Annotated in this window: 24 protein-coding genes and 1 pseudogene; 9 read left to right on the top strand and 16 right to left on the bottom strand. The window is 39.8% G+C overall.

Annotation, left to right across the window (positions count from 1 at the left end; genetic code table 11):
* Positions 1 to 105: 105 nt before the first annotated feature.
* Positions 106 to 1,269 (bottom strand): glycosyltransferase family 4 protein, encoded by a 1,164-nt coding sequence (locus ACFFAP_RS10490; RefSeq protein WP_375511155.1) that lies wholly within the window; start codon positions 1,267 to 1,269, stop codon positions 106 to 108.
* Between the two features lie 17 nt (positions 1,270 to 1,286).
* Entirely contained in the window at positions 1,287 to 2,129 is an 843-nt protein-coding gene (locus ACFFAP_RS10485) for a putative nucleotide-diphospho-sugar transferase (RefSeq protein WP_375511154.1), read from the bottom strand.
* Positions 2,130 to 2,523: 394 nt separating this feature from the next.
* Here ACFFAP_RS10485 and gloB point away from each other — a divergent pair, with 394 nt between their 5' ends.
* The 3 genes from gloB (at position 2,524) to dnaB (ending at position 5,490) form a co-directional block, all read left to right on the top strand.
* Positions 2,524 to 3,297, top strand: coding sequence for a hydroxyacylglutathione hydrolase (gene gloB / locus ACFFAP_RS10480; protein ID WP_375511153.1), 774 nt, complete (start codon positions 2,524 to 2,526; stop codon positions 3,295 to 3,297).
* A gap of 282 nt (positions 3,298 to 3,579) precedes the next feature.
* Positions 3,580 to 4,038, top strand: a complete 459-nt coding sequence (gene rplI / locus ACFFAP_RS10475; RefSeq protein ID WP_375511152.1) for a 50S ribosomal protein L9 — start codon at positions 3,580 to 3,582, stop codon at positions 4,036 to 4,038.
* Positions 4,039 to 4,146: 108 nt separating this feature from the next.
* Positions 4,147 to 5,490, top strand: coding sequence for a replicative DNA helicase (dnaB, locus tag ACFFAP_RS10470; protein ID WP_375511151.1), 1,344 nt, complete (start codon positions 4,147 to 4,149; stop codon positions 5,488 to 5,490).
* A 67-nt stretch (positions 5,491 to 5,557) separates the two neighbouring features.
* Here the strand turns inward: dnaB and ACFFAP_RS10465 are convergent, their stop codons facing one another.
* Both ACFFAP_RS10465 and ACFFAP_RS10460 read right to left on the bottom strand, forming a co-directional pair.
* Positions 5,558 to 6,079 carry an FKBP-type peptidyl-prolyl cis-trans isomerase gene (locus ACFFAP_RS10465; protein WP_375511150.1) on the bottom strand — a complete coding sequence of 174 codons (522 nt, stop codon included), beginning with the start codon at positions 6,077 to 6,079 and terminating at the stop codon, positions 5,558 to 5,560.
* 78 nt (positions 6,080 to 6,157) lie between these two features.
* The gene (locus ACFFAP_RS10460; protein WP_100901084.1) at positions 6,158 to 6,481 is read right to left on the bottom strand and encodes a phasin family protein; all 324 of its coding nucleotides are present in this window, start codon (positions 6,479 to 6,481) and stop codon (positions 6,158 to 6,160) included.
* 135 nt (positions 6,482 to 6,616) lie between these two features.
* On the opposite strand from ACFFAP_RS10460, the gene ACFFAP_RS10455 reads away from it, so the two are divergent.
* Positions 6,617 to 6,847, top strand: coding sequence for a TIGR03792 family protein (locus ACFFAP_RS10455; protein ID WP_375511149.1), 231 nt, complete (start codon positions 6,617 to 6,619; stop codon positions 6,845 to 6,847).
* A 539-nt stretch (positions 6,848 to 7,386) separates the two neighbouring features.
* Here the strand turns inward: ACFFAP_RS10455 and ACFFAP_RS10450 are convergent.
* The 4 genes from ACFFAP_RS10450 to modA form a co-directional block, all read right to left on the bottom strand.
* Complete coding sequence (locus ACFFAP_RS10450; RefSeq protein WP_375511148.1) at positions 7,387 to 7,797, bottom strand: 2TM domain-containing protein; 411 nt, start codon at positions 7,795 to 7,797, stop codon at positions 7,387 to 7,389.
* Positions 7,798 to 8,292: 495 nt separating this feature from the next.
* Positions 8,293 to 8,943: a PEP-CTERM sorting domain-containing protein gene (locus ACFFAP_RS10445; RefSeq protein WP_375511147.1), complete on the bottom strand. Its 651-nt coding sequence runs from the start codon at positions 8,941 to 8,943 to the stop codon at positions 8,293 to 8,295.
* A gap of 315 nt (positions 8,944 to 9,258) precedes the next feature.
* The gene (locus tag ACFFAP_RS10440; protein WP_375511146.1) at positions 9,259 to 9,834 is read right to left on the bottom strand and encodes a DUF642 domain-containing protein; all 576 of its coding nucleotides are present in this window, start codon (positions 9,832 to 9,834) and stop codon (positions 9,259 to 9,261) included.
* A 62-nt stretch (positions 9,835 to 9,896) separates the two neighbouring features.
* Positions 9,897 to 10,736 (bottom strand): molybdate ABC transporter substrate-binding protein, encoded by an 840-nt coding sequence (modA, locus tag ACFFAP_RS10435; RefSeq protein ID WP_375511145.1) that lies wholly within the window; start codon positions 10,734 to 10,736, stop codon positions 9,897 to 9,899.
* A gap of 634 nt (positions 10,737 to 11,370) precedes the next feature.
* Here modA and ACFFAP_RS10430 point away from each other — a divergent pair.
* A complete protein-coding gene (locus ACFFAP_RS10430; RefSeq protein WP_375511144.1) occupies positions 11,371 to 11,772 on the top strand; it encodes a fasciclin domain-containing protein in 402 nt (133 codons plus the stop codon).
* Between the two features lie 170 nt (positions 11,773 to 11,942).
* On the opposite strand, the gene sfsA is transcribed toward ACFFAP_RS10430, so the two are convergent.
* Complete coding sequence (gene sfsA, locus ACFFAP_RS10425) at positions 11,943 to 12,668, bottom strand: DNA/RNA nuclease SfsA (RefSeq protein WP_375511143.1); 726 nt, start codon at positions 12,666 to 12,668, stop codon at positions 11,943 to 11,945.
* A 243-nt stretch (positions 12,669 to 12,911) separates the two neighbouring features.
* Here sfsA and ACFFAP_RS10420 point away from each other — a divergent pair, with 243 nt between their 5' ends.
* Both ACFFAP_RS10420 and ACFFAP_RS10415 read left to right on the top strand, forming a co-directional pair.
* A complete protein-coding gene (locus ACFFAP_RS10420; protein WP_375511142.1) occupies positions 12,912 to 13,580 on the top strand; it encodes a 2OG-Fe dioxygenase family protein in 669 nt (222 codons plus the stop codon).
* A 256-nt stretch (positions 13,581 to 13,836) separates the two neighbouring features.
* Positions 13,837 to 15,105, top strand: coding sequence for a tetratricopeptide repeat protein (locus tag ACFFAP_RS10415; RefSeq protein WP_375511141.1), 1,269 nt, complete (start codon positions 13,837 to 13,839; stop codon positions 15,103 to 15,105).
* 147 nt (positions 15,106 to 15,252) lie between these two features.
* Here ACFFAP_RS10415 and ACFFAP_RS10410 read toward each other — a convergent pair whose 3' ends face one another.
* The 4 genes from ACFFAP_RS10410 to ACFFAP_RS10395 all read right to left on the bottom strand — a co-directional run bounded on the left by ACFFAP_RS10410 (position 15,253) and on the right by ACFFAP_RS10395 (position 20,326).
* Positions 15,253 to 16,851, bottom strand: a complete 1,599-nt coding sequence (locus ACFFAP_RS10410) for a B12-binding domain-containing radical SAM protein (protein WP_375511140.1) — start codon at positions 16,849 to 16,851, stop codon at positions 15,253 to 15,255.
* A 236-nt stretch (positions 16,852 to 17,087) separates the two neighbouring features.
* On the bottom strand, positions 17,088 to 18,044 hold the full coding sequence (locus ACFFAP_RS10405) for an NAD-dependent epimerase/dehydratase family protein (RefSeq protein WP_375511139.1): 957 nt from the start codon (positions 18,042 to 18,044) through the stop codon (positions 17,088 to 17,090).
* A 175-nt stretch (positions 18,045 to 18,219) separates the two neighbouring features.
* A complete protein-coding gene (hemE, locus tag ACFFAP_RS10400; protein WP_229490168.1) occupies positions 18,220 to 19,281 on the bottom strand; it encodes a uroporphyrinogen decarboxylase in 1,062 nt (353 codons plus the stop codon).
* Positions 19,282 to 19,642: 361 nt separating this feature from the next.
* The gene (locus tag ACFFAP_RS10395) at positions 19,643 to 20,326 is read right to left on the bottom strand and encodes a PEP-CTERM sorting domain-containing protein (protein WP_375511138.1); all 684 of its coding nucleotides are present in this window, start codon (positions 20,324 to 20,326) and stop codon (positions 19,643 to 19,645) included.
* 745 nt (positions 20,327 to 21,071) lie between these two features.
* On the opposite strand from ACFFAP_RS10395, the gene ACFFAP_RS10390 reads away from it, so the two are divergent.
* On the top strand, positions 21,072 to 21,821 hold the full coding sequence (locus tag ACFFAP_RS10390) for a hypothetical protein (protein WP_375511137.1): 750 nt from the start codon (positions 21,072 to 21,074) through the stop codon (positions 21,819 to 21,821).
* Between the two features lie 33 nt (positions 21,822 to 21,854).
* Entirely contained in the window at positions 21,855 to 22,478 is a 624-nt protein-coding gene (locus tag ACFFAP_RS10385; protein ID WP_375511136.1) for a hypothetical protein, read from the top strand.
* Positions 22,479 to 22,809: 331 nt separating this feature from the next.
* On the opposite strand, the gene ACFFAP_RS10380 is transcribed toward ACFFAP_RS10385, so the two are convergent.
* From ACFFAP_RS10380 to ACFFAP_RS10370, 3 genes and pseudogenes are all read right to left on the bottom strand, one after another.
* On the bottom strand, positions 22,810 to 23,709 hold the full coding sequence (locus ACFFAP_RS10380; protein ID WP_375511135.1) for an LD-carboxypeptidase: 900 nt from the start codon (positions 23,707 to 23,709) through the stop codon (positions 22,810 to 22,812).
* A gap of 110 nt (positions 23,710 to 23,819) precedes the next feature.
* A complete protein-coding gene (locus tag ACFFAP_RS10375) occupies positions 23,820 to 24,041 on the bottom strand; it encodes a type II toxin-antitoxin system HicB family antitoxin (RefSeq protein ID WP_375511134.1) in 222 nt (73 codons plus the stop codon).
* Between the two features lie 100 nt (positions 24,042 to 24,141).
* Positions 24,142 to 24,453, bottom strand: a pseudogene (locus ACFFAP_RS10370) (CDP-alcohol phosphatidyltransferase family protein); the annotation flags it as partial.
* Positions 24,454 to 24,889 lie beyond the last annotated feature (436 nt).

Genomic DNA, 24,889 nt, shown 5'->3' with positions numbered 1-24,889 from the left:
CTACAACACCAGCAATCGCGAGATTTTGCCAGATAGAATCTAGAATCGATTTGCCACATAAGGGAATGAAAATCTCTTTTTCAATGCCCAATGCCCTATTAATATTCATAACCGAGCAATTACCGACTTGAGTACAGAAGCCATAGCCTCTATGCTATAGTGTTCCACACATCTTTTTCTTGCCTTGATCCCTCGCTGGTTTGCTGACTCTAAATTCTGAAAAATCAATTGAATCTGTTCAGCAATCTGTTCAGGGCAAGCAGGCTCGACTAAATAACCAGTATCACCTAAAATTTTGGGAATATCTCCAACTCGTGTTGATAATATAGGTTTAGCCATTGCCATTCCATCTGTCAACTTTAGGGGAAATTGAGCACGAGTTTCTGGAGTATCTCGCTGGGGGACGACTACAATGTGAGCCGCCGCTACCAAATCAGGCATAACATCAGCTGGATACTTTGGTAATTTGATAATCCAACGTCCCCACTTTTGTTGAAGTTGCTGATCGTAATCATCATAAGGACTGCCACCTACAATCACTAGTCTTAAGTCTGGCTGATTAATTTTATCGAGTGCTATAAGAACATCTTCTAGACCTTTATAGGGTCTTGGCGCACCAGGAAACATTAAAATACGATATTCAGATAAACCATAACGATTTCTGCTGGACTCAGCATCATATCGAGCGGGATCAAATAAAGAAGTATCTTTACCATTGGGGACAAATGTACCGCCAAAACGCTGCTGCAAAAATTTAGTATGCACCGTCACAGCATCAGCCTGACTTACCAAACCTTCCATCCATTTTACGTACAAAGGATGATAAGGATTCCTGAGTGCGCCGTCTGCTTTCAACAATTCCCTAGCTAATTGTTTAGGTGTAGGACTATAATGCCAGTCATCGCCACCGTACCAACTGAGTTCCCAATCATCTATGTCTAAAATTAACGGTTTTTGGCTAAATATTTTCTTTAGTAGGGCAACTCCAAAACTCGCTATTTGTGGTTTTATAGCATAGATTATATCTCCATTAATTTTTGGTAAAATTTTGCTGATTTCTCCAAATAAATCGGGAAAATTTTTGCCTGGTAAATTATAAACGTTTAATTGGGATGGTAAATTTCGATATAAGTTATTTCCAAATGAAAAACCCATAATTTCAACTTCATATTCTAAATTGTTTAAGGCTGTTGCTATCAAGTATGCACGCAAAATAGCTGCACTTGATAAATCGGAAACCAACAATGATATTTTGGAGAAATTTTTCACTATTTTAATACTTATCTTTATTTAATGCGCCAAGGATTTGTAACTTGATTCGGTAAAAATACTTTAGCGAATCTGTCAAAAACCCTTGTATATAAGGAACGAGTAATATCTTTAGCATATTGAGGTCGATAAGGATAGGTACAGTGAAGAACTTTAATTTTATCCTGAATATTATAAGCATCCTGCCACTTACTGAGGTAATTATAGGTAGGTGGCAGTATTTTCATGTGAGGGCGTACAGATGCGATCGCAGAAGCAAAAGCTCCTTGATCTTTTAGAAGTAGTTTATCTTGGTTATTTTTGACAATCTCAAAATAACGTTGAAATTCTTCAAAAAATATCTTGGTTACTTCTGTTTTACGAAAAGCCATAAAACCGCCATTATACTGCACACTATCTGCTTGTAGTGGTAACCCTACAGATTGCAGAATTGGCAAAACATTTGGCAAAAGGTCTTCTTGTTTACCACGTAATAAATTTGTAGCCTTAAGAATAGAAGGCTGCACATCTTCAGTTAGTAAAAAGTCATATTCATCTAAATACTCAAATACATCATTGATATCCGAAAGTAAGCAAATATCAGAATCTAGGTAAATCGTTTTCTCAAACTCAGAAGCAGCATAGAGAGCTAATTTTGCTTGTCTTGATGCTAAAACAGTATTTTTATTTGCCGGCGCTGGCTTTAAAATTACATTTTTGAACGCCTTTAGCAAGGGATAAAGAACTATTGGAACTTGGTCAATTAAAATAATGATCGGCTCTTGATGAAATTTCCTAATCGCCGCTAAAAAATGAATACAATCTTGAAAAGAGTAGAGTCCAGTTAAAATTGTAATAAATCCTTTATTTTGTGTTGACATAAGTTAGACGATAATTGTTGTTTAGTTGGCAAAAAGTATGTTTTTTTTAGAAAATTTTACTTATTTTATTTAAAATTCGATATAGTATAAATAAGCAAAATATGCTTTGGACGATTTCTGATTTTTAAGTCAAAAAATAATAGAATAAATCTAACTTTGTATTTGTAACTATTTCCAGGGAAATTTCACTGATAAATTCATCTGAAGTTGACTTACTTTAAGTATAATCACCGTGTAAGCACGGTTGTGTAATATTATGGTTAATATTGCACTACAGTTATAATAGGCAAAATACAAATACTTAATATAACTTGTGGAGGTAGCACTATTATTCACTGGAATGTAGTATTGCTACTCAATACCAAACATTTTTGTTGTAAGGGAGGCAGAGGTAATGCAGGTAATCCGTCTGGAAGCACTCTCAGACAACTACATATTCTTGTTGCATGACGAGAAACAAGATATTGCCGCTGTTGTCGATCCAGCGGAGTCTCAACCAGTATTAAAGAAACTGGCAGAATTAAAAGCTGAGTTAGTCGCAATTTTCAACACGCACCACCATAACGATCATGTGGGTGGTAATAAGCAACTAATAGAACAATTTCCCCAACTGATAGTTTATGGAGGAGCGGAGGATCGTGGTAGAATTCCCGGCCAGCAGGTGTTTTTGCAACAAGGCGATCGCGTCCAGTTTGCAGACCGTATAGCTGAAGTTATCTTCGTTCCTGGACATACCCGCGCTCACATCGTTTATTACTTTCCCCCGGAAAAAGCTGGTGAGACAGGCGACTTATTTTGCGGTGATACCTTATTTTCTGGCGGTTGCGGTCGCTTGTTTGAAGGAACACCAAGCCAAATGGTGGACTCTTTAAGCAAATTGCGCTCTCTACCCGATGATACACGCATCTGGTGTGCCCACGAATACACCTTGAAAAATCTGCAATTTGCCCTAACTGTGGATGGCGACAATGCCGACTTACAAAGACGCTTCAATGAAGTGAAGACTTACCGTAGTCAAGGAGAAGCTACCATCCCCTCGCTACTGGGAGTGGAGAAGCGAACAAATCCGTTTTTACGTTGGGATCAGCGATCATTACAATTAACTGTTAAGAGTAGCGATGCAGTCCAAACCTTTGCGCGGATACGGGAAATGAGAAATAACTTTTAAGTATGGGGCATGGGGCATAGAGAAGAGGCTCCAGGGGCGGGGTGCTGCTCTTGCAGAGGAGAAAACTCTTCTCCCTTGCTCCTTGTTAAGAGCTAAGAGCTCCGTTGCTTCTTCCCCACTCCCCATCCCTCCAACTTTCTAGCGTTAATAGTTGCGATCGCACCCTTCCTTTCGCTACGATCTGTAAGCTTTAGGGTATAGGCAAAGAAGCTTGGAATACAGCACTGACATTGTGAGCTATCCTACCCAAACCCAAATTAATCAGATTTTACAGGAAAAACGATGGCGAAACGCGTACAGTTAGTTTTAAATCAGGATATCAGCAAGCTGGGAAAATCTGGCGACTTAGTGGAAGTAGCTCCTGGCTACGCTCGTAATTATCTGATTCCCCAAAAATTGGCAACTAATGCCACTCCTGGTATTCTTAAGCAAGTAGAACGCCGTCGTGAGCAAGAGCGTCAACGGCAATTAGAACTTAGACAACAAGCTCTTGAGCAAAAAGAATCTTTAGAAAAAGTTGGCAGCTTGACAATTGCCAAGCCAGTTGGTGAAAACGAAGCAATTTTCGGTACTATCACCACTCAAGATGTTGCAGATGCGATTAAGGCAGCCACCGGTCAAGAAGTGGATCGGCGTGGAATTACCATCCCCGATATTAACCATCTTGGTACTTATCAAGCCGAAATCAAGTTGCATTCGGAAGTAGCGGCACAAGTCGATATTCAAGTCGTCGCTAGCTAAAAGACAGCACGGAGAGCAGAGGAAGCAGGAGAAGCACGCTAACTCTAGTACAGACGCGATTAATCGCGTCTCTCCTAACTAGCTTTCATCTCAAAACTAAAATCGTTTATGGCTGAAGCACTTAATTTTCAAGGCGATGGTAGCGATCGCCTCCCACCACAAAATATTGAGGCCGAAGAAGCGATTTTGGGGGGTATTTTACTAGATCCAGAAGCGATTAGTCGAGTTAGCGATCGCCTCCTTCCAGAAGCTTTTTACATTAGCGCTCACAAAGATATTTATCAAGCAGCTGTGAGGCTCCACGCCCAAGGGAAAGCCACAGATTTGCTCTCAGTCACAAGTTGGCTGACTGATCATGATTTACTTGCCCGCATTGGTGGTAGAAATAAATTAGCAACTCTGGTAGACCGCACAGTGTCAGCCGTCAACATCGACGCCTTAGCAGGGTTAGTGATGGACAAATACCTGCGGCGGCGCTTAATTAAAGCTGGCAATGAAATTGTACATCTTGGTTACGAGACAGAAACTGAGTTACCACAGGTTTTAGATCAGGCAGAACAGAAAGTTTTTGGCGTTACTCAAGAGCGTCCCCAATCGGGTTTATCTCACATTTCTGATACTCTAATTAATAATTTCCAAGATATTGAGGATCGAAATCAAGGCATTGCCTTACCTGGTATTCCCTGCGGATTTTACGATTTAGATGCTATGACTAGCGGCTTTCAACGTTCTGATTTGATTATTGTCGCGGGCCGCCCATCAATGGGAAAAACAGCATTTTGTTTAAACCTTGCTCATAACATTGCTGCTTCTTATAAATTACCAGTTGCTGTCTTCAGCTTGGAAATGTCCAAAGAGCAACTGACGCAACGGCTATTAGCTAGCGAGGCGCAAATTGAAAGTAGTTATCTGCGGACTGGACGCCTCAGCCAAACCCAGTGGGAACCTTTAAGCCGTGCTATTGGTATCCTCTCGGAGATGCCAATTTATATTGACGACACGCCGAATATTACAGTTACACAAATGCGTAGTCAGGCAAGAAGACTGCAAGCGGAAGTTGGAACTGAATTAGGATTAATTGTAATAGATTACTTACAATTAATGGAAGGAGCCGGTGATAATCGCGTACAAGAATTATCAAAAATTACGCGTCAACTCAAAGGTTTAGCGCGGGAATTATCTGTACCAGTTATTGCCCTATCTCAGTTGAGCCGAGGGGTGGAAGCACGTACCAATAAGCGTCCGATGTTATCTGATTTGAGAGAATCGGGTTCGATCGAACAGGACGCGGATTTAGTAATAATGTTGTACCGCGATGAATATTACTCTCCAGATACTCCTGATCGCGGCATTGCAGAAGTAATTATAGCTAAACATCGCAACGGGCCTACTGGTACTGCGAAACTTTTGTTCAATCCACAGTTTACAAAGTTTCAAAATTTAAAAATTTAGCCATTGAATTGGGAACTGGGACTGGGAGAAACCAATTCCCAATGCCCAATTCCCAATGCCCTAGTTTCTACTTAACTCCGAGCAATTCCACATCAAATAGCAGAGTGGCGTTAGGCGGAATGACATTACCAGCACCACGAGAGCCATAACCTAGCTCTGAGGGGATGATTAACTTACGACGACCGCCTACTTTCATGGTGCTAAGTCCTTCGTCCCAACCTTTGATTACTTGTCCAACGCCAATTTTAAAGCTGAAGGGTTGGCCGCGATCGCGTGAACTATCAAACTTAGTACCATCTTCTAGAGTGCCGACATAGTGAACTTCAACCGTTTGTCCAGGTTGAGGAGTCGCCCCAGTCCCCTCTTTTAACTCGACATACTTTAATCCAGAGGGAGTAGTTACGGCATTAGCATCAGACATAGTATTGTTCGCAATTAAGATATTGTTTTCAGTTACAGTTGTGGGCGCCGGCGGCGTTTGGGTTAACTGGGCAGCAATTGCAGTATTCTGTTTACTGCCTACTTGCCCCACAATCAACAGCACAACACATACCAGCATGAACGCCACGCTGAGGAAAATTGGTTTCAAAATCAGTTCTCCTTACTTAGGTATCCTGGCAAAAACATTACCAACAGGACACAATTAGTTTAAATCAGAAAGGACATCTTAACGCCAAAGCTTATTTTCCAAATCACGCAGTTGACGCTCTAAACGGTCAATTCTACCGCGCAGTTCGTCCACTTCTGACTGACGAGCCACCCCCAAATCCTGCATCATATTTCGCATTTGCCGTTGCATTTGGACATCGAAGTTTCCCTGCTCCGACTTTAACTGCTGGGCAATATCATCTATTACCGCCTTGGCTTGCTCAGGATTGAGCTTACCGTCTTTAACTAAATCATCGCTGACTTGGCGCAGTTTTTCTCCTACTAAAGACGTTGTACCAAGACCCACCATCATTAACTGTTGCAACCAGTTGTTGCTGTCCATACTTCCTTCCTCTTACTTATTTCAAACCAGCCGACCCTTGCTCCTGAGTGTAGGCAATCAAGTTATGCTAAAAGCGTAGTTATTCTAGCCTACATCTCTATTTTGGCAAATTAGCAAACACAGAGATCACAGGGTGTGCTTATAGAACGACTCAAGTTTAAGGTTGCCCCGAATTTAAGGGAAAATTTTATCTATAAATACGTACAAATTTGGACAATAGCGCTGGCTGAATATCCTAAATTTCTCGCTAAAGAGGTTTGGATTAGCCTCAATGACCACACAGAAGTTACCCTGATCATTTGTTGGGCAACACTAGAGCAGTGGAAAGCCATACCCCAAGCATATTTGCAGACTATTAAGGATTAATTCATCCAATCCCTCAGAGAATCTTATTCAATAGCGGAGTCAGCAAAGTATCAAGTACGGAAATTTCCCCATTTCTAGGTGAAAAATTACTCTCAACTCGTAGAGAAGGAGCTTACAGCAGAATTCAAGTATTTGAACCACATCTTTTGTAAGGGTTTAGCAATGCTAAACTCCTACCGCGTGGTCTATTTACCTGAAAATAGCTGTAACAACAGGTAAACTTCCACCACAGTTACTAGTAAAGCGATCGCCCCAAAAAATTATAGGAATCTAACTCAGTCATTAGCCATTATGGTTAATGACTAAATCGGCGGGAATCCCAGCCCTTGAAAGGATGAAATTCCCACCGATTCTATTTGAGTTTTGCAAAGTATACTGAGAACCAAAACTTGATTTGGCAAGCTTTCAATCAGCTTGGCTTTTCAAAAAGAAAATCGGATTCCAATATCATAAAATGAGTTAGAGGTAAGATAAACTCAATTAATTTTGAGACTTAAAGCATCTTCTTCACATCTCCATTTTTCAAATTAAGGAGAAGCTTAAATTTTTCCACGCCATTTCTGAAAGGCTATCTCGTAATCCTCTGATTTACTCTGATAAACACTCCACCAATGAAAAAATAGTCCTAACCCCCATCCTAATAATGGGAAGATAGCCCAAAAATAACTAGGACTAGTTATTAAATTCAAAATAATAAGGAATAAATTGACTGCTAGGAAGCTAACAAAGTGTGCCCGAAATGCTCTGCGTCGGAAAGTATTAAATGTGCGTCGCAAACGTTCTTCTTCTTCTTGAGCTAACCACTTTTTTTCAGTTGTTTCCAAAATATCAGAAGAGATACCTAACTCAGATGCCATTTCTATAAGCTGTTCTCGTGAAAATCCACCTTCTTGTTTACGAGTGAGTGCTATTTGAAGGATTTTTTGCACATCTTCTGAATCGTAAGTCATTTTAATTACCTTATAAGTTGGTGTGTAAATGCGCCTTTGATTTCACGAAGTTTTCGATAGGTTTCGTTCAATTCAGTTAGGGAACGACTCCACATTTTGCACCAAATACTTAGTTAAATTTACACAGTTATTATTTTCTCACAATCGATTTAGAGCTACTGTATTTGTCAATACCTCTATATTGCTTTTATAAAGATGCCGTAACAGCGATCGCTGTTACGGCATTAAGACAAACATTAAAAGTTGAATGCTAGTTTATAAGTTGATTGAACGTAATTCGGAAGTGGGTAGAGGAGTTGCTTATCGGACACCAGTGGGCTGTCACTTGTTGAACGCGCCTGAGCTATGGAACGGTAAGGGGTATGACGCTCTAACGCAAGAGCGTATCACAGACAAGACTTCCTAACGCTTCTCTACGAGATGCACCTTTTTTATTTAGATTGTGTAGAGATCGCTCTATTTTTTTCCGAAAGTGACAAAAAAGGGCTATTCTTTCTAGCTAATTGCCTTCTTTTTCTTCAGCCATATTCCTATGGACACAGCAACTGCTACTCCTCCAATTGTTGATGGCTCAGGCACAGGTTTTACACTCACATTATCTAAGAATAAGAATCCCTTTCTATCCCAATTTCCAAACTTTAACTCTGTGGATGATGCGTCTGCCGTGAAATTAAACTTATATGGCGTGTATGGTTGAAAAGAAATATCTTCTTGATCAAAAATCTTATTTCCACCTACAAATGTCTGAAATTGATTATCAAGGTCAGGGGCCTCATCTATAGATGCTAAATAGTAACTAAGTTCGTATTGCTGACCAGGTTGGGTAGAAAGCGTCTGTGATATGTAGCTGAGGCCTAGAAATCCACTAAGTGATAAGCCCTGATTACCACTATTATACTCAGGAAAATTGCTTATTCTTATCCCTGATATATCCATCTGATCACCAGACTTAGTCCAGTCTGTAATATTAGGATTTGTAGCGTTGGGATTGTTAGGATCTACAAGGGGATCTAGTTCAAAGCTTCCGTTTTTAACAAGTTCTGCCGCTTGTACTGCTGCATTATAAGTATTAGTAATTACAGCAGTGCTAATTAAGGTAGTAGTAAAACTAAAAACAATAATTGAGAGTTTTTTAGTGAAGTTCATAAAACTTGACTCCAAATAATTCAAAATTATGACAAGGTTTAAAACAAGTTGATAGTTACATTCATGCTGGCTCTAAATAGTGTCAATAAAACTAAAAACTTTATTTTGGTTTATAACAGTTAGCTATTGATTGATATGGATAATAATTCACATACTCAAGCCCATCTCTCTGTGTAAACCAATGATGGAGTTTGTTAATTAGATGAATTTTAGTGGCATTATCGACACTATAGAGCCAGACATTGTTTGGCTTATATCTATGGTTTAGTCATTCTCATCATCTATGACTTCATCACCATAGTTTTCTCCTTGATGTTAAAGTATAGATTGGACGCTTACATCATCCAAGAATAAAAACGCATCCTTGGCTTTGTAACCAAACTTTATCTCTGTGGATTCTCCTTTCGCTTTGAAAGATATGGTGTATTTTGTGTAAGGTTGAAAAGGAGTATTTTGACTAACAAAAACCTTCTTGTCACCGATAAAAACCTGAAATTTATTCTTCAGATCAGGTGGTTCTTCTATGGATGCGAAATAGTAAGTAAGTTGGTAGTTTTGACCCTTAACTGTAGGGATAGTCTGTGATATGTAGCTAATGTCAGAAAATCCACTCAGCGATAAACCTTGATTACCAGTGTTAGGAAAGTTACTGATTCTAATACCTGATATATCCATAGGATCGCCAGACTTAGTCCATCCCATAACATTAGGATTTGGAGCGGTGGGATCGTTAGGATCTACAAGAGCGTCGTTTTCAAAGCTTCCGTTGATAATCAGTTCTTGTCCTTCTGCTTGTGCCACTGATTTATAAGTATTGGTAATCACAGCAGTATGAAAAAAGGCAGTGGTCAAACTACAAACAATAATTGAGAGTTTTTTAGTGAACTTCACAAGACATGACTCCAAATAGTTCAAAATTCACGACAACGACTAGTTGATTTACTTTGTGGTGATTAAGGCAGGATAAACCCATAAGTATTTTTGAAGATATTCTGGGCAGTAGTACTACTTAAGTAGTTAGAAAAACTCTGTGCCGTCGATCTAACTGTACTTCTGGTGAGTATACCCAGTGGATAGACAATCGCATTGCTCTCTGTTGTGAGGGCAGTGTCTGCGATTCTCACCTTGTTAGAAATAAGAGCATCAGTTCTGTAAACAAAACCTGCATCAATAGTCTTATTTGCAAGAGTTTTGTTTTCAACAGCAGTTAAAACGTTACGCACATTGCTTCCAAGAACCAATTTGGGACTGACAGTATTGAAAATACCTCGGCTAGTGAGAACTTGTTTGGCATAATCCCCTGCTGGCACAACTGGCGGAGTACCTGTATAGTCACCTATGGCAATGCCTCTAATATTGGCGTTGGTCAAACCATTGATGCTGTTAAGAGCAGCACTACCAGGACTAGGAGATGTCGTAGGGGCAATCAAAACTAGACGATTTCTGACAATATTCTTACGGCTACCTGCTACCAATTTACTTGGGCTTGAATTCTGCAAGACATCTATTTGATCGGTGGCAGCAGAAATGAAAATATCTGCTGGAGCTCCTCCTTGTATTTGACTCAGTAAGGTACCAGAAGCACCAAACGTATAAACAACATTGACGCTTGGGTTAGCATTTTGGTACTGAGTCTTTATGGCATTCAGTGCGTTTGTTAAGCTGACAGCCGCAAACACGTTAAGTGTGGTTGCAGATTGTGCTGGTGAGAAATTGACAAACTGAGAGCCTATTACCAGCATCATGCTGGTAACTGCTGTAGCAATCCAAGCAATAAGTCTTCTTCTGTTCATGAAAGTTATGGTTTGGGGAAAATATTACCTAGAAGTCTCATTAAATAAGGGAGAACCCTAAGAGCCAACTTTTTGAGGCGAGCCACTGCGCGTAAGTCCTATTGGAAATAAACAGCCAATCACAATTGCTAAAAGCATTAATGTGATGGGTCGTTTATTATTTCCAAGTGGAATTACACAAACAACGAGTGAAATGTATTTAGTGATGAAATAATATCAGTTAAATATGCTTATTACCAACTTTTTTGGTTAGCAAATCCTGACAAAAAGCTTGTGCAAGTGCATTTTAGTTCTCTAAAAATCCTGCATTGCTTGCTCAGTAAAGATTTTATAATAAAATTGACATATATTTTATAAATATCTAAAACTCTACTTATACCAATAAAATACTTTTAATTATCCAGCTAAATAACTTTGTTGGTATTGGACTTGCTGCGGTAAACTACGCATCCAGGAGTGTCTATAGCTCATCCGCTCAGACAATCTACATATAATTCTCTACTTGTATAAAAATATATACAATCTTTTATGGTATCAATAAGAAATTTGATTTTACATACGTCTAACGATAGATAGATTTTATTAAATAAATAGTTTAGATTTGTAACAAGTTACACAGAAGTAGGTAAAGTACATGGCCAACATAGTTGACACCGCCGCTAATAATGGTTCTTTCACAACACTAGTTGCAGCAATCCAAGCAGCCGGTCTAGTAGATACACTCAAAGGCCCCGGGCCATTTACCGTCTTTGCACCTACTGATGAAGCGTTTAATAAGCTTCCAGCAGGTACAGTAGACTCATTACTTCAAGATATTCCAAAGCTCACCAAAATCTTGACTTATCATGTAGTCTCAGGAAAGGTACTGGCTGCTGATGTAGTTAAGCTGAAAACAGCTACAACAGTTGAAGGTTCAGATGTAAAAATTGACGCTTCTAATGGCGTTAAAATCAATGATGCAACTGTTGCAACGGCAGATGTTGATGCTGATAACGGTGTCATCCACGTAATTGACACAGTTTTGATTCCTGCATAAGCAAACGTCAGAATAGCAAATGCTATTTGTGGCGCGGCGACTACCTATAGTCGTTTTTCCATTACAGTCTGGTTGAATGTTTTTTAGTAAACAGCAACTATCAATAAATCCATCTAGACAGTATCTAGATGGATTTATTGTTTCCCGCGTTTAGATTTCATTAGGTGTAATCAAATTTTTAGTTTCGCCAAACCCAAATAACGAATACCTTCAGGGGAAATATCAAAACGGCAAGGTAAGACTTCTAAACCAAGAGCGATCGCATCCCGTAATAATTTACCATATACAGGATCTGTGCGATCGCCAGGGGAAAACTCAGTACAATCACTGCGATTGATAAAGTAAAGCATCACCGCACGAGTTAGAGGTAGCAGCGCCATTAGTTCTCGCAAGTGCTTTTGTCCTCTTGTAGTCTCCGTGTCGGGAAATAAAGCTAGTCTCCCATCAGACAAAGTTGTATTTTTCACTTCTAAATAAATTGGGCGTTCCTCATCACTCCCCATCAAGAAAAAATCCACTCGACTTTTTTTATCTAGCCCATAAACCACCTCGCCTTTGACTTGGCTATAGCCGCCCAATTCTGGGAAAAGATGTTTCGCCAAAGCTAGCTTTACCACCCGATTGGGCAAAAAAGTATTTATGCCTACCCAAGTCGGCTCGTTGTCATGTACCTGAATTAGTTCTAAAGTGTAAGCCAATTTGCGGTTAAGATTATCGCTTTTGGAAAGCTGTACAGCACTTTGGGGAGTCGATACTCCAGTCATTGGCCCTGTATTTGGACAATGTGCTGTCACTATTTCGCCAGAAGTAAGTTGAACCTCAGCAAAAAACCGCTTGTAGCGTTTTAGCAGAATACCTGGATACAAAGGTGGGTAACGGTAAAGCCAATCTATCATTGTAAAACCTTGTTGCTGTTAGTAAATATACGTCGATACCTTACCCACCTACTTCTCAACAGCAAATCTTTTCAACAGCTACTCTGCCCCATAACAGAAATTGAATAACTGTATATATCATAAAATGCGATTTATTGTAGTTAAATTGACAACATAGTAATATAAAGTAGCATATACTAAGTATTATAAGCCTCCCATAAAGAAAAATCTGGGAGGATTTCAATATGCAAGGAGGTAAATCCTATGCAAAAAGTGGGTACAGCAACGGAATTAGAATATGCTTTTCTGTTTACTCTGAGAAAGGTAAATTCGATAAATCTAGAAGGTTTCAAGCCATTTTTTAGTAATATGCCTATTGACCCTTATATCAAAGGCAACTATCGTCAGAGGAGATTATCTCGGTTCACAGTTTCTGGTAATCAGTTAATCAAATTACCTCATGGCTACTTCTTTCAAAGCAAAGATTATAATCCATTAGCGGGTGACATAAAAAGAGAGTTTGCAGAATTAGATGATGCACTCATAGAACTTGATATTTTTAGAAATCTTGTCTTAGCATTTAGCGATTCTTGTAAACTTCATCCGGAAGCTGAAATCGGAGTTCATCAAATTAGAATTATTTGTTCGCCAGATAATTTTGCTAATCCAGCCCCTGAAGGTATCCATCAAGATGGTACTGATTTTATTGGTATATTTTCAGTAGATAGAGATAATATTAAAGGTGGAGAAACACATTTATATACTGCCAAAAGAGAAAAACCTGTGTTTAGCAAAGTTCTAAATCCGGGAGAACTTTTATTGGTAAATGACCATGAGTTTTTCCATTTCGCCAATCCCATAAAACCACAAACTGACGCTCAAGGAAGTTGGGATATTTTTGTACTGACTTCTCCTAGCTTACTTTCAGAATAATTCTAGTTAACTGTAAATATTTTACAATCTAAGAGATATGGGGAATTGAATATATCATTTCCCCAGTTTTTTTTATTTTGAATTATAAATAATCATCCTGATAGAGTAAGCACAGATTTTTATTGATACATTTTTTAATACAGGAGAATGAAGCAAAGACACGCTGAATACTTAAAATATTAAAGGTGAGTGTATAAATGAGGCTACGAAACAAGCGTGATGGAATTCAACTAACTGAATCAACCAAACAAATGCCATGAATGACAAATTCTACAATAGAGGATTGGAAAAGGCTAGGCGAAAAGACTACGCTGGAGCAATTGAGGAATTTAACCATGCTTTACAACTGACACCTTACTTTACCGAAGCTTACTTGCAACGGGGTTTGGCACATTATGACTCAGGAGCAATCCTTAAGGCTGTTTCAGATTATACCGAAGCCCTAAAGCTGAATCCTGAGAGTGTAGAGGCATATTATTGTCGTGGATTGGCTAGGGTGGGGCTGAAAAATTTACCGGGGGCGCTAGACGATGTTGAACGCGCTATTCGTCTCAATCTCAATTATGCTCCTGCTTATAATCTGCGGGGGATAGTGCGGCGCAAACAGGGTTATATTCAAGACGCGATCGCTAATTTTAAAAAAGCTGCACAATTATATCTAGAACAACAGGATAAAGACAATTGTCGTCTATGTCTGGAACAAATTAAACAGCTACAACCCCAAGAATTACCTGTTGTAGAGCAATCACGTTCTCCAAATGCGCCCATTCTATCCACAAATGAATATTTTACCCAATTATTAGAAAAGGCTGAAAAGGGAGATACGCAAGAGGCACTAGCTGATTTAAACTGGGTATTAAAAGCCGATGCACAAGATGCCCAAGCTTACTGCTGTCGTGGGGTTGTGCGTTGCAAAATGGGCAATTATCGAGAAGCGATCGCAGATTTTAATCAAGCATTGCGATTAAATTTTCAAGATGCCATTGTCTATCGCAACCGAGGTAAAGCCCGTTCTATATTGGGCGATCATCCAGGAGCGATCGCAGACCTCAACCAAGCACTCCAGATGCAACCCGAAGATCACTTAGTCTATATTGCCAGAGGCAATGCCTATCGGACAATGGGTAATTATCTCGGTGCAATTCAAGATTACACCCAAGCGCTGCAAATAAATCCTAATGATGCTCAAGCTTACTACAATCGCGGCATTGCCTATACTTGCATAGAAGAAATGCAAAATGCCCTGGAAGATTATCAACGGGCGGCGAGTATTTTTTGTGAACAAGAAGACTGGGTAAATTATCAACAAGTATTAAGTAGCCTAGAAAAAATCCAAAAATTTAGTCCAGAGTCAAAAAAGCAAAAATATAACCTACTACGTCAGCGACTTTTGCGAATGGTTGGCGGATATTGGGAAATTGCCGAACGATTAATTCAGCAGAAGCAAGATTACCATCCTGGGATGTCAGACGATTGGTATTTGCAAAAAGTGATTGATGATTTAGAACGCGATCGCGGTAGATAATATCATGTCCGCCAAATTACCCATAATAAAACAACCCCTCCCGAAGAGCCGGGAGGGGAGACAAAGCGCAGCTTTGGCGGGGTGGGGTTCTTAGGGTTTAACAAGTAATCAAGCGGACATGATATCACTTGTTATTTTCCAATGAAACTAACTGACTACCGCTTCAGCTTTTTCCTCTACTTTTTCCTTCACTAGCACATAAGGCGTTTCTGCACCTTGTGCCAAATATTCAGCTAGCTGACTTTCAATTTGATCGCGCACTATTTGGCGATACTCTAGAAAATGCTCGTTGTGGGCGCAAGCAGAGATGTAATGCTCAATAACTCCAGGGTTACGCTTAAGAATGCTAAATAAATGATGCCAGAATTTCCAACGGGTTTCGCGTTTAATTCCTTGTCGCCAAATTACAATTAGCAAAGCTTTCACAACTATCCACTCTGGCATTTTCGCTGGTGCTTTCCAACTTGGCAAACCCATCATCAAGAAACAGCGATAGGTACGATCTAAGTACTGTACTGGGTCGTATAAAGTACAGAATGCTTCAATATATTCTCTTGCCAGTTCTTCCAAAGGACGTGTGGGCAAGAAGTTCATCAATGTTGTTTGGTTGATGTTCCCATCTTGATTTTCCCGTAGTCGTCCTTCTTTTTTCAGGCGATGCCAAAGTGCAGTGTTAGGTAACGCTTGCAACATTGCAAAGGTAGTAGAGGGAATAGCTGCTTGTTCTGCAAAGCGGACAATGCGATCGCCTGCACCTGCTTTTTCACCATCAAACCCAATAATAAACCCAGCCATTGGGCGCAATCCCGCTTTGGTGATGGTTTGCACTGCCTCAGTTAGGGAACTGCGAGTATTTTGAAACTTCTTGGTCATTTGCAAACTATCCTCATCCGGCGTTTCGATTCCCAAAAACACCGCCGAGAAACCGCACTCAACCATCAACTCCAACATTTCTGAGTCTTGTGCCAAGTCAACTGAAGCTTCAGTGTCAAACCGGAAGGGATACTTATGTTCTGCCATCCAGACTTTTAACTCTTTCAGCAACAATTTCACATTTCGTTTGTTGCCAATAAAGTTATCATCCACCATGAACACACCCCGCCGCCAACCCAATTCGTAGAGGTAATCTAATTCTGCTAAAAGTTGGGCTGGGGCTTTGGTGCGCGGTTTGCGCCCGTAGAGAACAATAATGTCGCAAAATTCGCACTGGAAGGGACATCCACGCGAAAATTGCACCGACATCATGTCATAAGCATTCAATTCTAATAAATCAAACCGGGGTATTGGTGTGCTTGTCACATCAGGTTTTTCTGTGGCGCGGAAAGTCCCAGATGTATCACCGCGTTGAATTGCCTCAATAAACATGGGGAGAGTGATTTCCCCTTCATCCAGAATTAGAAAATCTGCGCCAACATTTTCAACTTCGTGAGGTACAGAGGTTGGGTAGGGGCCGCCAACTGCGACTAGCTTGCCACGTTTTTTTGCTTCCTGAATTTGCTCAAGTAAATCTTGTTTCTGGACAATCATCGCAGAGAGAATTACTACATCGGCCCATGCCCATTCTGCTTCTGTTGCAGGGCGAATGTTGCGATCGACCAGCTTAAATTCCCATTCTTGGGGCAAAATCGCAGCTACTGTTACTAAACCCAGAGGTGGTAATAAAACCTTGCGATCGACTAACTCCAAGATTTTTTCATAAGACCAAAAGGTTTTGGGAAATATCGGATACACTAACAAGATTCGCATCTAGTATCAATCCTCACACTTTGATTGTTATCCCACTTTAACGAAAATTAAGACCTATTGACTTTTTATTAAAGTTGTTCTATCTTAACATTCTGGTTAATTTATACATACTCATAGCAATATTGCCTGATTTTTTTTACTGACAGCCTGTGCTTACGCAAGCTTTTGCTAATTTCTTAAATATCCTTGATTTGGTATGAGATGTTTTTGCCCCAATGTTAAAAGTGTCAAATATCCTACTTCACACCTTTAACGCCACTAATTTTTAAAACATCACTCATGGTTGCACAATAATTTGGCAAGCCGAAACTATCGGGATTGATAAAATTTTCATAGGTAAAATGCCGATAGTTCATGCAAAACCGATCCCAAGCAGCCATCTGAATGCGGAACAGAACAATAATTAAATTAGCTAAAGCTATAGATATGGGAATGCGAAAGTAAATCTTTTTGCCCAGATAAGTACAAACTTCTTCCACTGCTTGATTAGCAGTTAACGGTGCTTGACCTAAAACCAACCGACGTGGTTGATCCTTTTCCACAGGATGATCAATTAAATATCGCACGACAGTAGCAATATCTCCTCCGTGAATAAAGTGAAAACTGCCATCTGCTTCTAGAAAGCGAATCAAATTAATATATTTCGTAACTTCTGGAATGCCAGATGTGAGGTGAGAATAAGGTTTATTGGCATCACCGCCCAATACTAAAGTAGGAAATACTGTGGTAATTTTGGGTGCGATCGCTAATTTTTCTTTTTTCTGTAAGCAGTCATATTTGGAACGGATGTAATCTGTCCCAATTTCACCAGCTTCTTTTAATGGTTGATTGTACCGATCCAAAACGCTAGCTGTCGAAAAATAAATCACCTGCTGGCAACGTTCTGGATCTAAGAGTTCCAGCAACTTTATAGTCTTGATCACATTAATATCAAATGTCTCATCACCACCCCAAGCTGTGGCTGTGAGTACCGCCGTATCAATTGTCGATAGCAAATCGGCAAACTGGTGAATATTTTGCATATTACCTTGTAAAACGTTGATACCTGAACGTGTCTTGGTATCAATTTGCAGTTTACTTGGGTTTCTAACTAGTAGATACAGTTCGTGATCTGTTTCCTTAATTAAGGCTTCTGTTAAATAATGACCTATACAACCACTTGCACCAGTCACTAAAATCCGTTTCTGGCTCATAGAGAATTTATCAAAATTTAGGAGTTAAAAGTGAAGAGTTAAAAATGAAGTTAAAAGTTCCGAATCAGGAGTTAAAAATAAAGTTAGGAGTTAGAACTGAGGAGTTAAAAATAACTCTGTACCTCACGACTGATAATTTAATAACTCCTAACTCATAACTCATAACTCATAACTCCTAACCCTTAACTCCTGCAAGATTCAATTCCTTTGCTGTTTCAAAGAAGAAAGCAACATTTTCTTCTGGAGTTTCTGGTAAGACACCGTGACCGAGATTGAGAATGTGACCCCAATTACCAGCTTTGCGAACGGTATCGAGAATGCGATCGCGGATAAACTGTTTAGAGCCAAATAGCACGCCTGGGTCAAGATTTCCTTGAACTTTGACTTGTTTACCCAATCTGGCTCGTGCGTCTGCCATATCTACAGCCCAGTCTACACTGACTATATCAGCGCCAGATTGTGCCATTCTTTCCAACACACCCGCACTACCGCTAACTAGCAAAATCAAAGGTGTATCAGGATGGGTTTGCTTGACTTGCTGGAAAACCCTCTGCTGATAGGGGAGAGCAAAGGTGTCATAATCTTGAGGACTCAATTGGCCCGCCCAAGAATCGAACATTTGCACAACTTGAGCACCAGAGTCGATTTGGTAACGGGCATAGATGGCGATCGCATCTGCTAATTTAGCTAATAGTTGATGCAATATCGTCGGGTCTGAAAATGCCATGTTTTTGATGATGGAATAGGTTTTGGAACCTTTTCCCTCAACTGCATAAGCTGCTAAAGTCCACGGCGCACCCACAAAGCCCAACACCGTTGATTTATCGCCTACTTCAGAACGCAGTGCTTGTAAGATTGTCTTGATAAATGGTAGAGCTGCTTCTGGTTCTAAAGGATGCAGACGTTCAATTTGTTCTTGAGTGCGGAGGGGCGAGTGAATGATTGGCCCTTTTCCTTCGGCAATATCCATGTCAATGCCCAAACCAGGTAATGGCGTGACAATATCAGAAAATAAAATTACTCCGTCTGGTTGGAAGGCTCTCCAGGGTTGCAAGGAAACTTCAATTGCTACTTCTGGAATTTCGGAGCGATCGCGAAACGAAGGATACTTTTCTCTTAAGTCTCGATATGCTTTCATATATCGTCCCGCTTGTCGCATCATCCATACAGGGGGACGATCTACTACTTCACCACGAGCAGCCCGTAAGAGATGAGGAGTCGTTGAATAAACACCCATTTATTAATTCATCCTAGTTATGCCACTGTTTAGCTTATCATTCTGGGATTACGCTTTTCCAGCAGGTTTTCAGGAAAAGGTGAATAGCAGGGCATAATAGTAATATTTTATAATATTTTGATTATTGGATCTAAGCGATCGGTTGGCTTGACTACAGTATTAATGCCAGCAAGGGCGACAAATTATTGTTTTTTTTGGCTTCTCCGGTGAAATCATCGCTTTGAGTCTCACATAGAAATGCACCTCTCACTTCTGCATCAAGGGAACGCATGAGGAAAACTCCATGACAAATAACAAATGTGTCTCTACGTATGGCGTAGAGACACATCCTTAAGGGTTTTCAACAGGTATCCTGATAAATTTATCCTTTCACTGTCGCTTTATGTTGTGAGCGTTTGAAGAGTGACATCATACCACAAGCACCTATTGCTAACACACCTAACATCGCATTAGGTTCAGGAACGCTGGCTAGTCTATAGGCGTGGTTATCTGTTTCAAAGGCAACACCATTTGAGCGCATCACAACTCGGTCAAATGTTTCTCCTGTATCAGCTACAAGATTGATAAACATATTAGCTTGAGAGCTAGTCCAACTACCATTAGCTATAGCATTTGGTACATCTGTACCACTAAAAGTCTTTAACAATTGATTACCTTTGTAAATGTCAACATAATTGTAATCATCCAATGAACCTGCATAAAAACCGAAGTAATCAACAGCTTCTTTGAAGTTAATATTGACAAAACCAGTGGCACCTGCAACATTACTACCTACTGGAGCAATTGTGAGAAATTTGGTGTTATCCCCATAAGGTGAAGCGTATTGCCCAGATTTGCTACCTTCAACAATGTTAGTAGTAATATTAGAGTAAGTAACAAATCCATTAGGATCATTTGCTGTGCCATCATCAAATGTGACAGTTTTGGCATTAGCGTAGCTAGTAAACGGGCCACTGTTGACTTGTAGAGTTACGGCACTAGCTGGATTTGCACTCATGATCACAGCAGTTGTTCCGACGAAAGCCAAGGATAATTTTTGCAGCATTCTAGTAATAAACCTTGAAAAAAATAAAGATAATTAAGACTGGGTTTTCCTGAAAAACTAGTTACAAAAACATAGTTTTATTACTCCAACAAGCTAGAAGAAAATCACAAATATTATTAGGTATTTGTAGATGAGTTTTGTTGGGTATAAAAAGCTCAAAGATTATAAATTTATCTTGATGCTTTATAATCCTATTTTTATTTTTATCACTCGCAAAAGATACGGTGTATATACTAAAATATATTTAAAGATTATGTGAAGGTTGTTGTGTAATTGTAGTGGGCAGGACAAACGCATCTAAATTACTCTTGATCGCAACCAAAGTTAAGAACCAACAAAAAAATCAGCATTTCTCGTTTGGTTTAGTTTGCGAGACTCAAAGCGATGTCTACGATGGGCTACCCCTAAATCTTTAGCAATATAGCGGTTCCCATTCAGATGCAAAACAACATCAATACGCTTGGCTTTGTGAAAAATTGCTTTGTTGGGTTAAGCAAAGTGCAATCCAACAAAGCCCCCGAAATGTTGGGTTTTGTTCCTAGGCAATTGCTATTATTGACATAATATCCTCGCCTTGGGGAAGTTGCGAGTGGCCAGTGGGGAATGGAAAATAGGGACTGGCGATTGAGAAATAGGGTAAAACAAGAATCAATATTTAATTGAGGATTGGGCACTGGGCATTAGTTATTCTCCCCCTGCTCCCCTATTTTCCTGCTCTCCCTACTCCCTAGTCCCCTAACTTGATATGCAAACTGACTCTAACAGTTCCGATCATGTTGCATCTGCTAATAATGATCCTAACCCAGGAAAATTTTTGATTCCGCGATCGCAGCGACAGAGGTTCTTTATTCAGTTTACTTTAATGACCCTGATCGGATGGGTTGTGGGTGGCATTGCCGGTATCGCTTTAGAGAAAATTATTCTCCAAACCTCACCTAGCATTGCAATCCAACCCCAAACATGGGGCATTTTGGTCAGAAGTCTCAGCAATGTTGTATTTGCCGTGATTTTTGCTGCTGATCAAGCCCTTGTCCTTTACCGATATTTACCGGGTTGGCAGTGGCTATTTGCTACTAGTGTAGGTTGGCTGATTGCCAACGGCGTTTCTACAGCCTGGATTAACTATATTTCAAGTATTGCCACATCGTTAAATGAAACTTTATCTCTTGAGCAGACTTTTATTTTTGAATTTCTGTCTGCGATCGCTTATATTATTTCTGGAATTTGGCTAGGTATTTGCCAATGGCTGGTATTGAGGCGATATACAGCAGACATTTGGTGGTGGAATTTTTTACCCTCAATCTCTTTCTTTTTGATCACTATTTTGGTTTGGTTGCTTTTTATTATGCAAAATTTAATTCCAGAAACCTACCGTACTCCCATATTATATTGGAGTGGACAAGGACTTACAGCAGTGATTTTGGGAGCCATACCAGCAATTGGCTTGTGTACATTGAAAAGAAATTTACATCGCAAAACTGGAGTTTATCGCTGACTTTTATCAATATATTCCATAACCTTAAAGTTTATGACTCGCCCGCGCATTATCCAACCCGGTCAAAGTTATACATTTAGTAAGTATTTTGAATTACCATATACCCCAGCAGATATCTTGGCGGAACTGGGATGTAGTTACGAACGCGTATCGTTACAACTACCACAATATTCAGGTAGAATTCACTATTTAGAGTTTTTGCAGCGTTACTTACAGCGCAATATCATACGCGTAAATCCTATCAGTGAAGCTGCAAAGCGTGAAGTTTTAATTGCTCCTATTTTGTTAGAAATTTGCGACCAAACGCAAACTCAACTGAACATTGAGTACCCCATTAATGTTAGCGAACAACTCAAAGGAAGTTTTGATTACTATATTTCATCTTCCAATTCACTGTTAGTAGTTGAAGCCAAGCAATCCGATTTAAGCCGGGGGTTTACTCAACTTGCAATTGAATTGATAGCACTCGACCAATGGACAGATTCTCAAACACCAACTTTGTATGGTGCTGTAACAAATGGAGAAGATTGGCGATTTGGGATATTTTATCGGCAAGATAAACGGGTCATGCAAGATATAAAACTTTATCGCGTTCCAGAAGGTTTGGAAGAATTAGTGCGAGTGCTTGTAGGAATTCTTACCAATGCTAGTAGTTAATTATAGCAAAAGCCTTGGTGATTAGGACATCAACAGATGATAAAACTTAGACGCAAAAAGACTTTTCACCAAGTATTGAGCGATGCACTGAGAAGAAGGAATAAAGGTGTACTGAGTTTTTTTCACGCAATCAAATATGAGTTCTATATTTCTGCAAAAGTGTTACGGGTAGATGTTTGTTGATCTTGTGACATATAAATTAGTTCCAGGTCAAAATTAAAAAAAATATTGCCAAATTCAGTTTAGGCGTATTTGAGATTGGTTGATTGGCTCCTTGAAATTATAGTTGATATCTATGAATACAAAAACCCTATGATCTCATTGCGGCAAATTATGATGTAATCTCTAATATTCCCTGTTCCGCATCTAAGGTTACCTCCACACCTACTGGTAACGCAGCATTCGGACTATCATGACCAAAAGGTAGGTTAGATACAACAGGAATCCCCAAATCACCCAAGCGATCGCGCAATACTTCTTCTACACTAAAGCTAGACACAGTTGGCGGTGCTTCACAGCGAGTAAAACCGCCCAAAGCAATACCGCAGACTTGAGACAAAGCACCACTCAAACGCCACTGTGTCAGCATCCTGTCAATGCGATAAGGTGCTTCTGTAATATCTTCCAACGCCAGAATTACCCCATCCAGATGTGGCAGGATTGGTGTAGCTAAAAGGTTAGTTGCCACCGTGAGATTACCTGGCAATAAAGTGCCAGTTACTACGCCACCACCCCACCCGCAACCTTTGAGAGGGGCGAGAGGACGACCTTCTACTGAATCGAATAATCGCTCAACTGACCAATCTGGCTCATCTACCAAAGTCGTCAGCACGGGAGCGTGAACGCCAGAAATTCCTGCTATATAAAGGCTCCACAATAAAGCTGTGATATCAGAAAAGCCTATAAGCCACTTGGGAAGGGCTGAGTTTTGTTGCCAATTCCAATCTTCTAAAATGCGGGTGCTACCAAAACCGCCTCTGGCACAGAGAATACCGCGACAATCAGGATCTTGCCATGCTGCTGCTAATTGGTGACGGCGGGTTTCGTCTGTGCCAGCCAGATAACCCCATTTGTCATGTATCTGAGGACTGATTTCTACTCGATAACCACGCGATCGCCAAATTTCTACACTCCGTTCAAATGCTTTAAATTCTCGCAAAGCACCACTAGGGGTAATTACTCGTAGTAAGTCTCCAGGTTTCAGAGGCGGTGGTAAGATTTTGGATGGCATGAAAAAAGTTAGGGGTTTGGAGAAACGCGATTAATCACGTCTGTACAGGAGTTAAGAATAAGAACTATACCTCATAACTCCTATAAAATTTTGTTGAATAATTTTTGAAATTACCGGAGTGTTCCTATAATTAGGGTGAGGATTGCACAAACCGAAAAGGAACGTTTGCAGTTAAAGGCTCCGGTAGTGGTTTTGCTTGTGCTTGGTAATCGTTCAATTAAAAGTTCTAGCACTTGCTCACCATTATTGAGAGCATCCGCGTAGGTATTTCCATGAGTGTGTGCATAAGGGCCAAACTCAGGTAGGCTGACAATGTACTTTTTATCTTCCATCGACCACTGAATTACAATACTATATTGGGGTTATCACAAGTATTTTGTCATGATTATCTGAGAAAATCTCAGACCTACAGGGACGATACAGTAGATGTTTTCAATCAGCAGTGCTGGCTTTTTGCGGCAAAAGATAAATACCGCCAGATATTAAAGTCAGGGACACAGAAATCCAAAAGGCAATCACAGAGGAACTTTGCCACACTTCACCCAGAGGCGCAATCAAAAGTGCGATCGCAACTATTTGACTAACAGTTTTGAGTTTACCCCAAATATTTGCCCCCGTAATCGTCGTTTGATTCACCCGCCAACCAGCGATCGCTAATTCTCGCGCTAAAATCAAAAACACTCCCCAAGCTGGCACCTTTTTTAATTCAATAAAAACCATCAATGGCGCAAGTACCAGAAATTCTTAACCAGTTAGCGATCGCTGTTCTTGAACAAACTTTGTGGTCTGCTAAAATTGGGCATAAAAGGTAGTGACTTGCATCACACATTATATTTAATTATTAATTTTATTTTTTTAAATTTTCTTTTTGGAAAATTATTAAAAATAGTGTTCGGTGATTATCAATACTTAAACATTTTTGAGACATAAATAATGCTCAAACATAGACAGGTAAAGGAAAATATACCGAGCAAAAATGCTCCAAACTCAGATTATATCAAAAAAATAGGTAAAACGATGTCAAACTCTCTCTGTATATACGTTTTATGGGTTTTCCAGGCAAGTTTTTATTTAAATCCAGATCAACCTATAATAGTAAGGGTGGCAACTAGATAAATAGATATCTCACAACTGAAAGGAAAGCGAAATATTGCTATCGTTATGAATGCTGCGACTTTCT

This window comes from uncultured Nostoc sp., from assembly GCF_964245575.1.
Taxonomy (GTDB): domain Bacteria; phylum Cyanobacteriota; class Cyanobacteriia; order Cyanobacteriales; family Nostocaceae; genus Nostoc.
The sequence above is the reverse complement of the archived record's forward strand: the minus strand, read 5'-3'. Positions and strand labels throughout refer to the sequence as shown.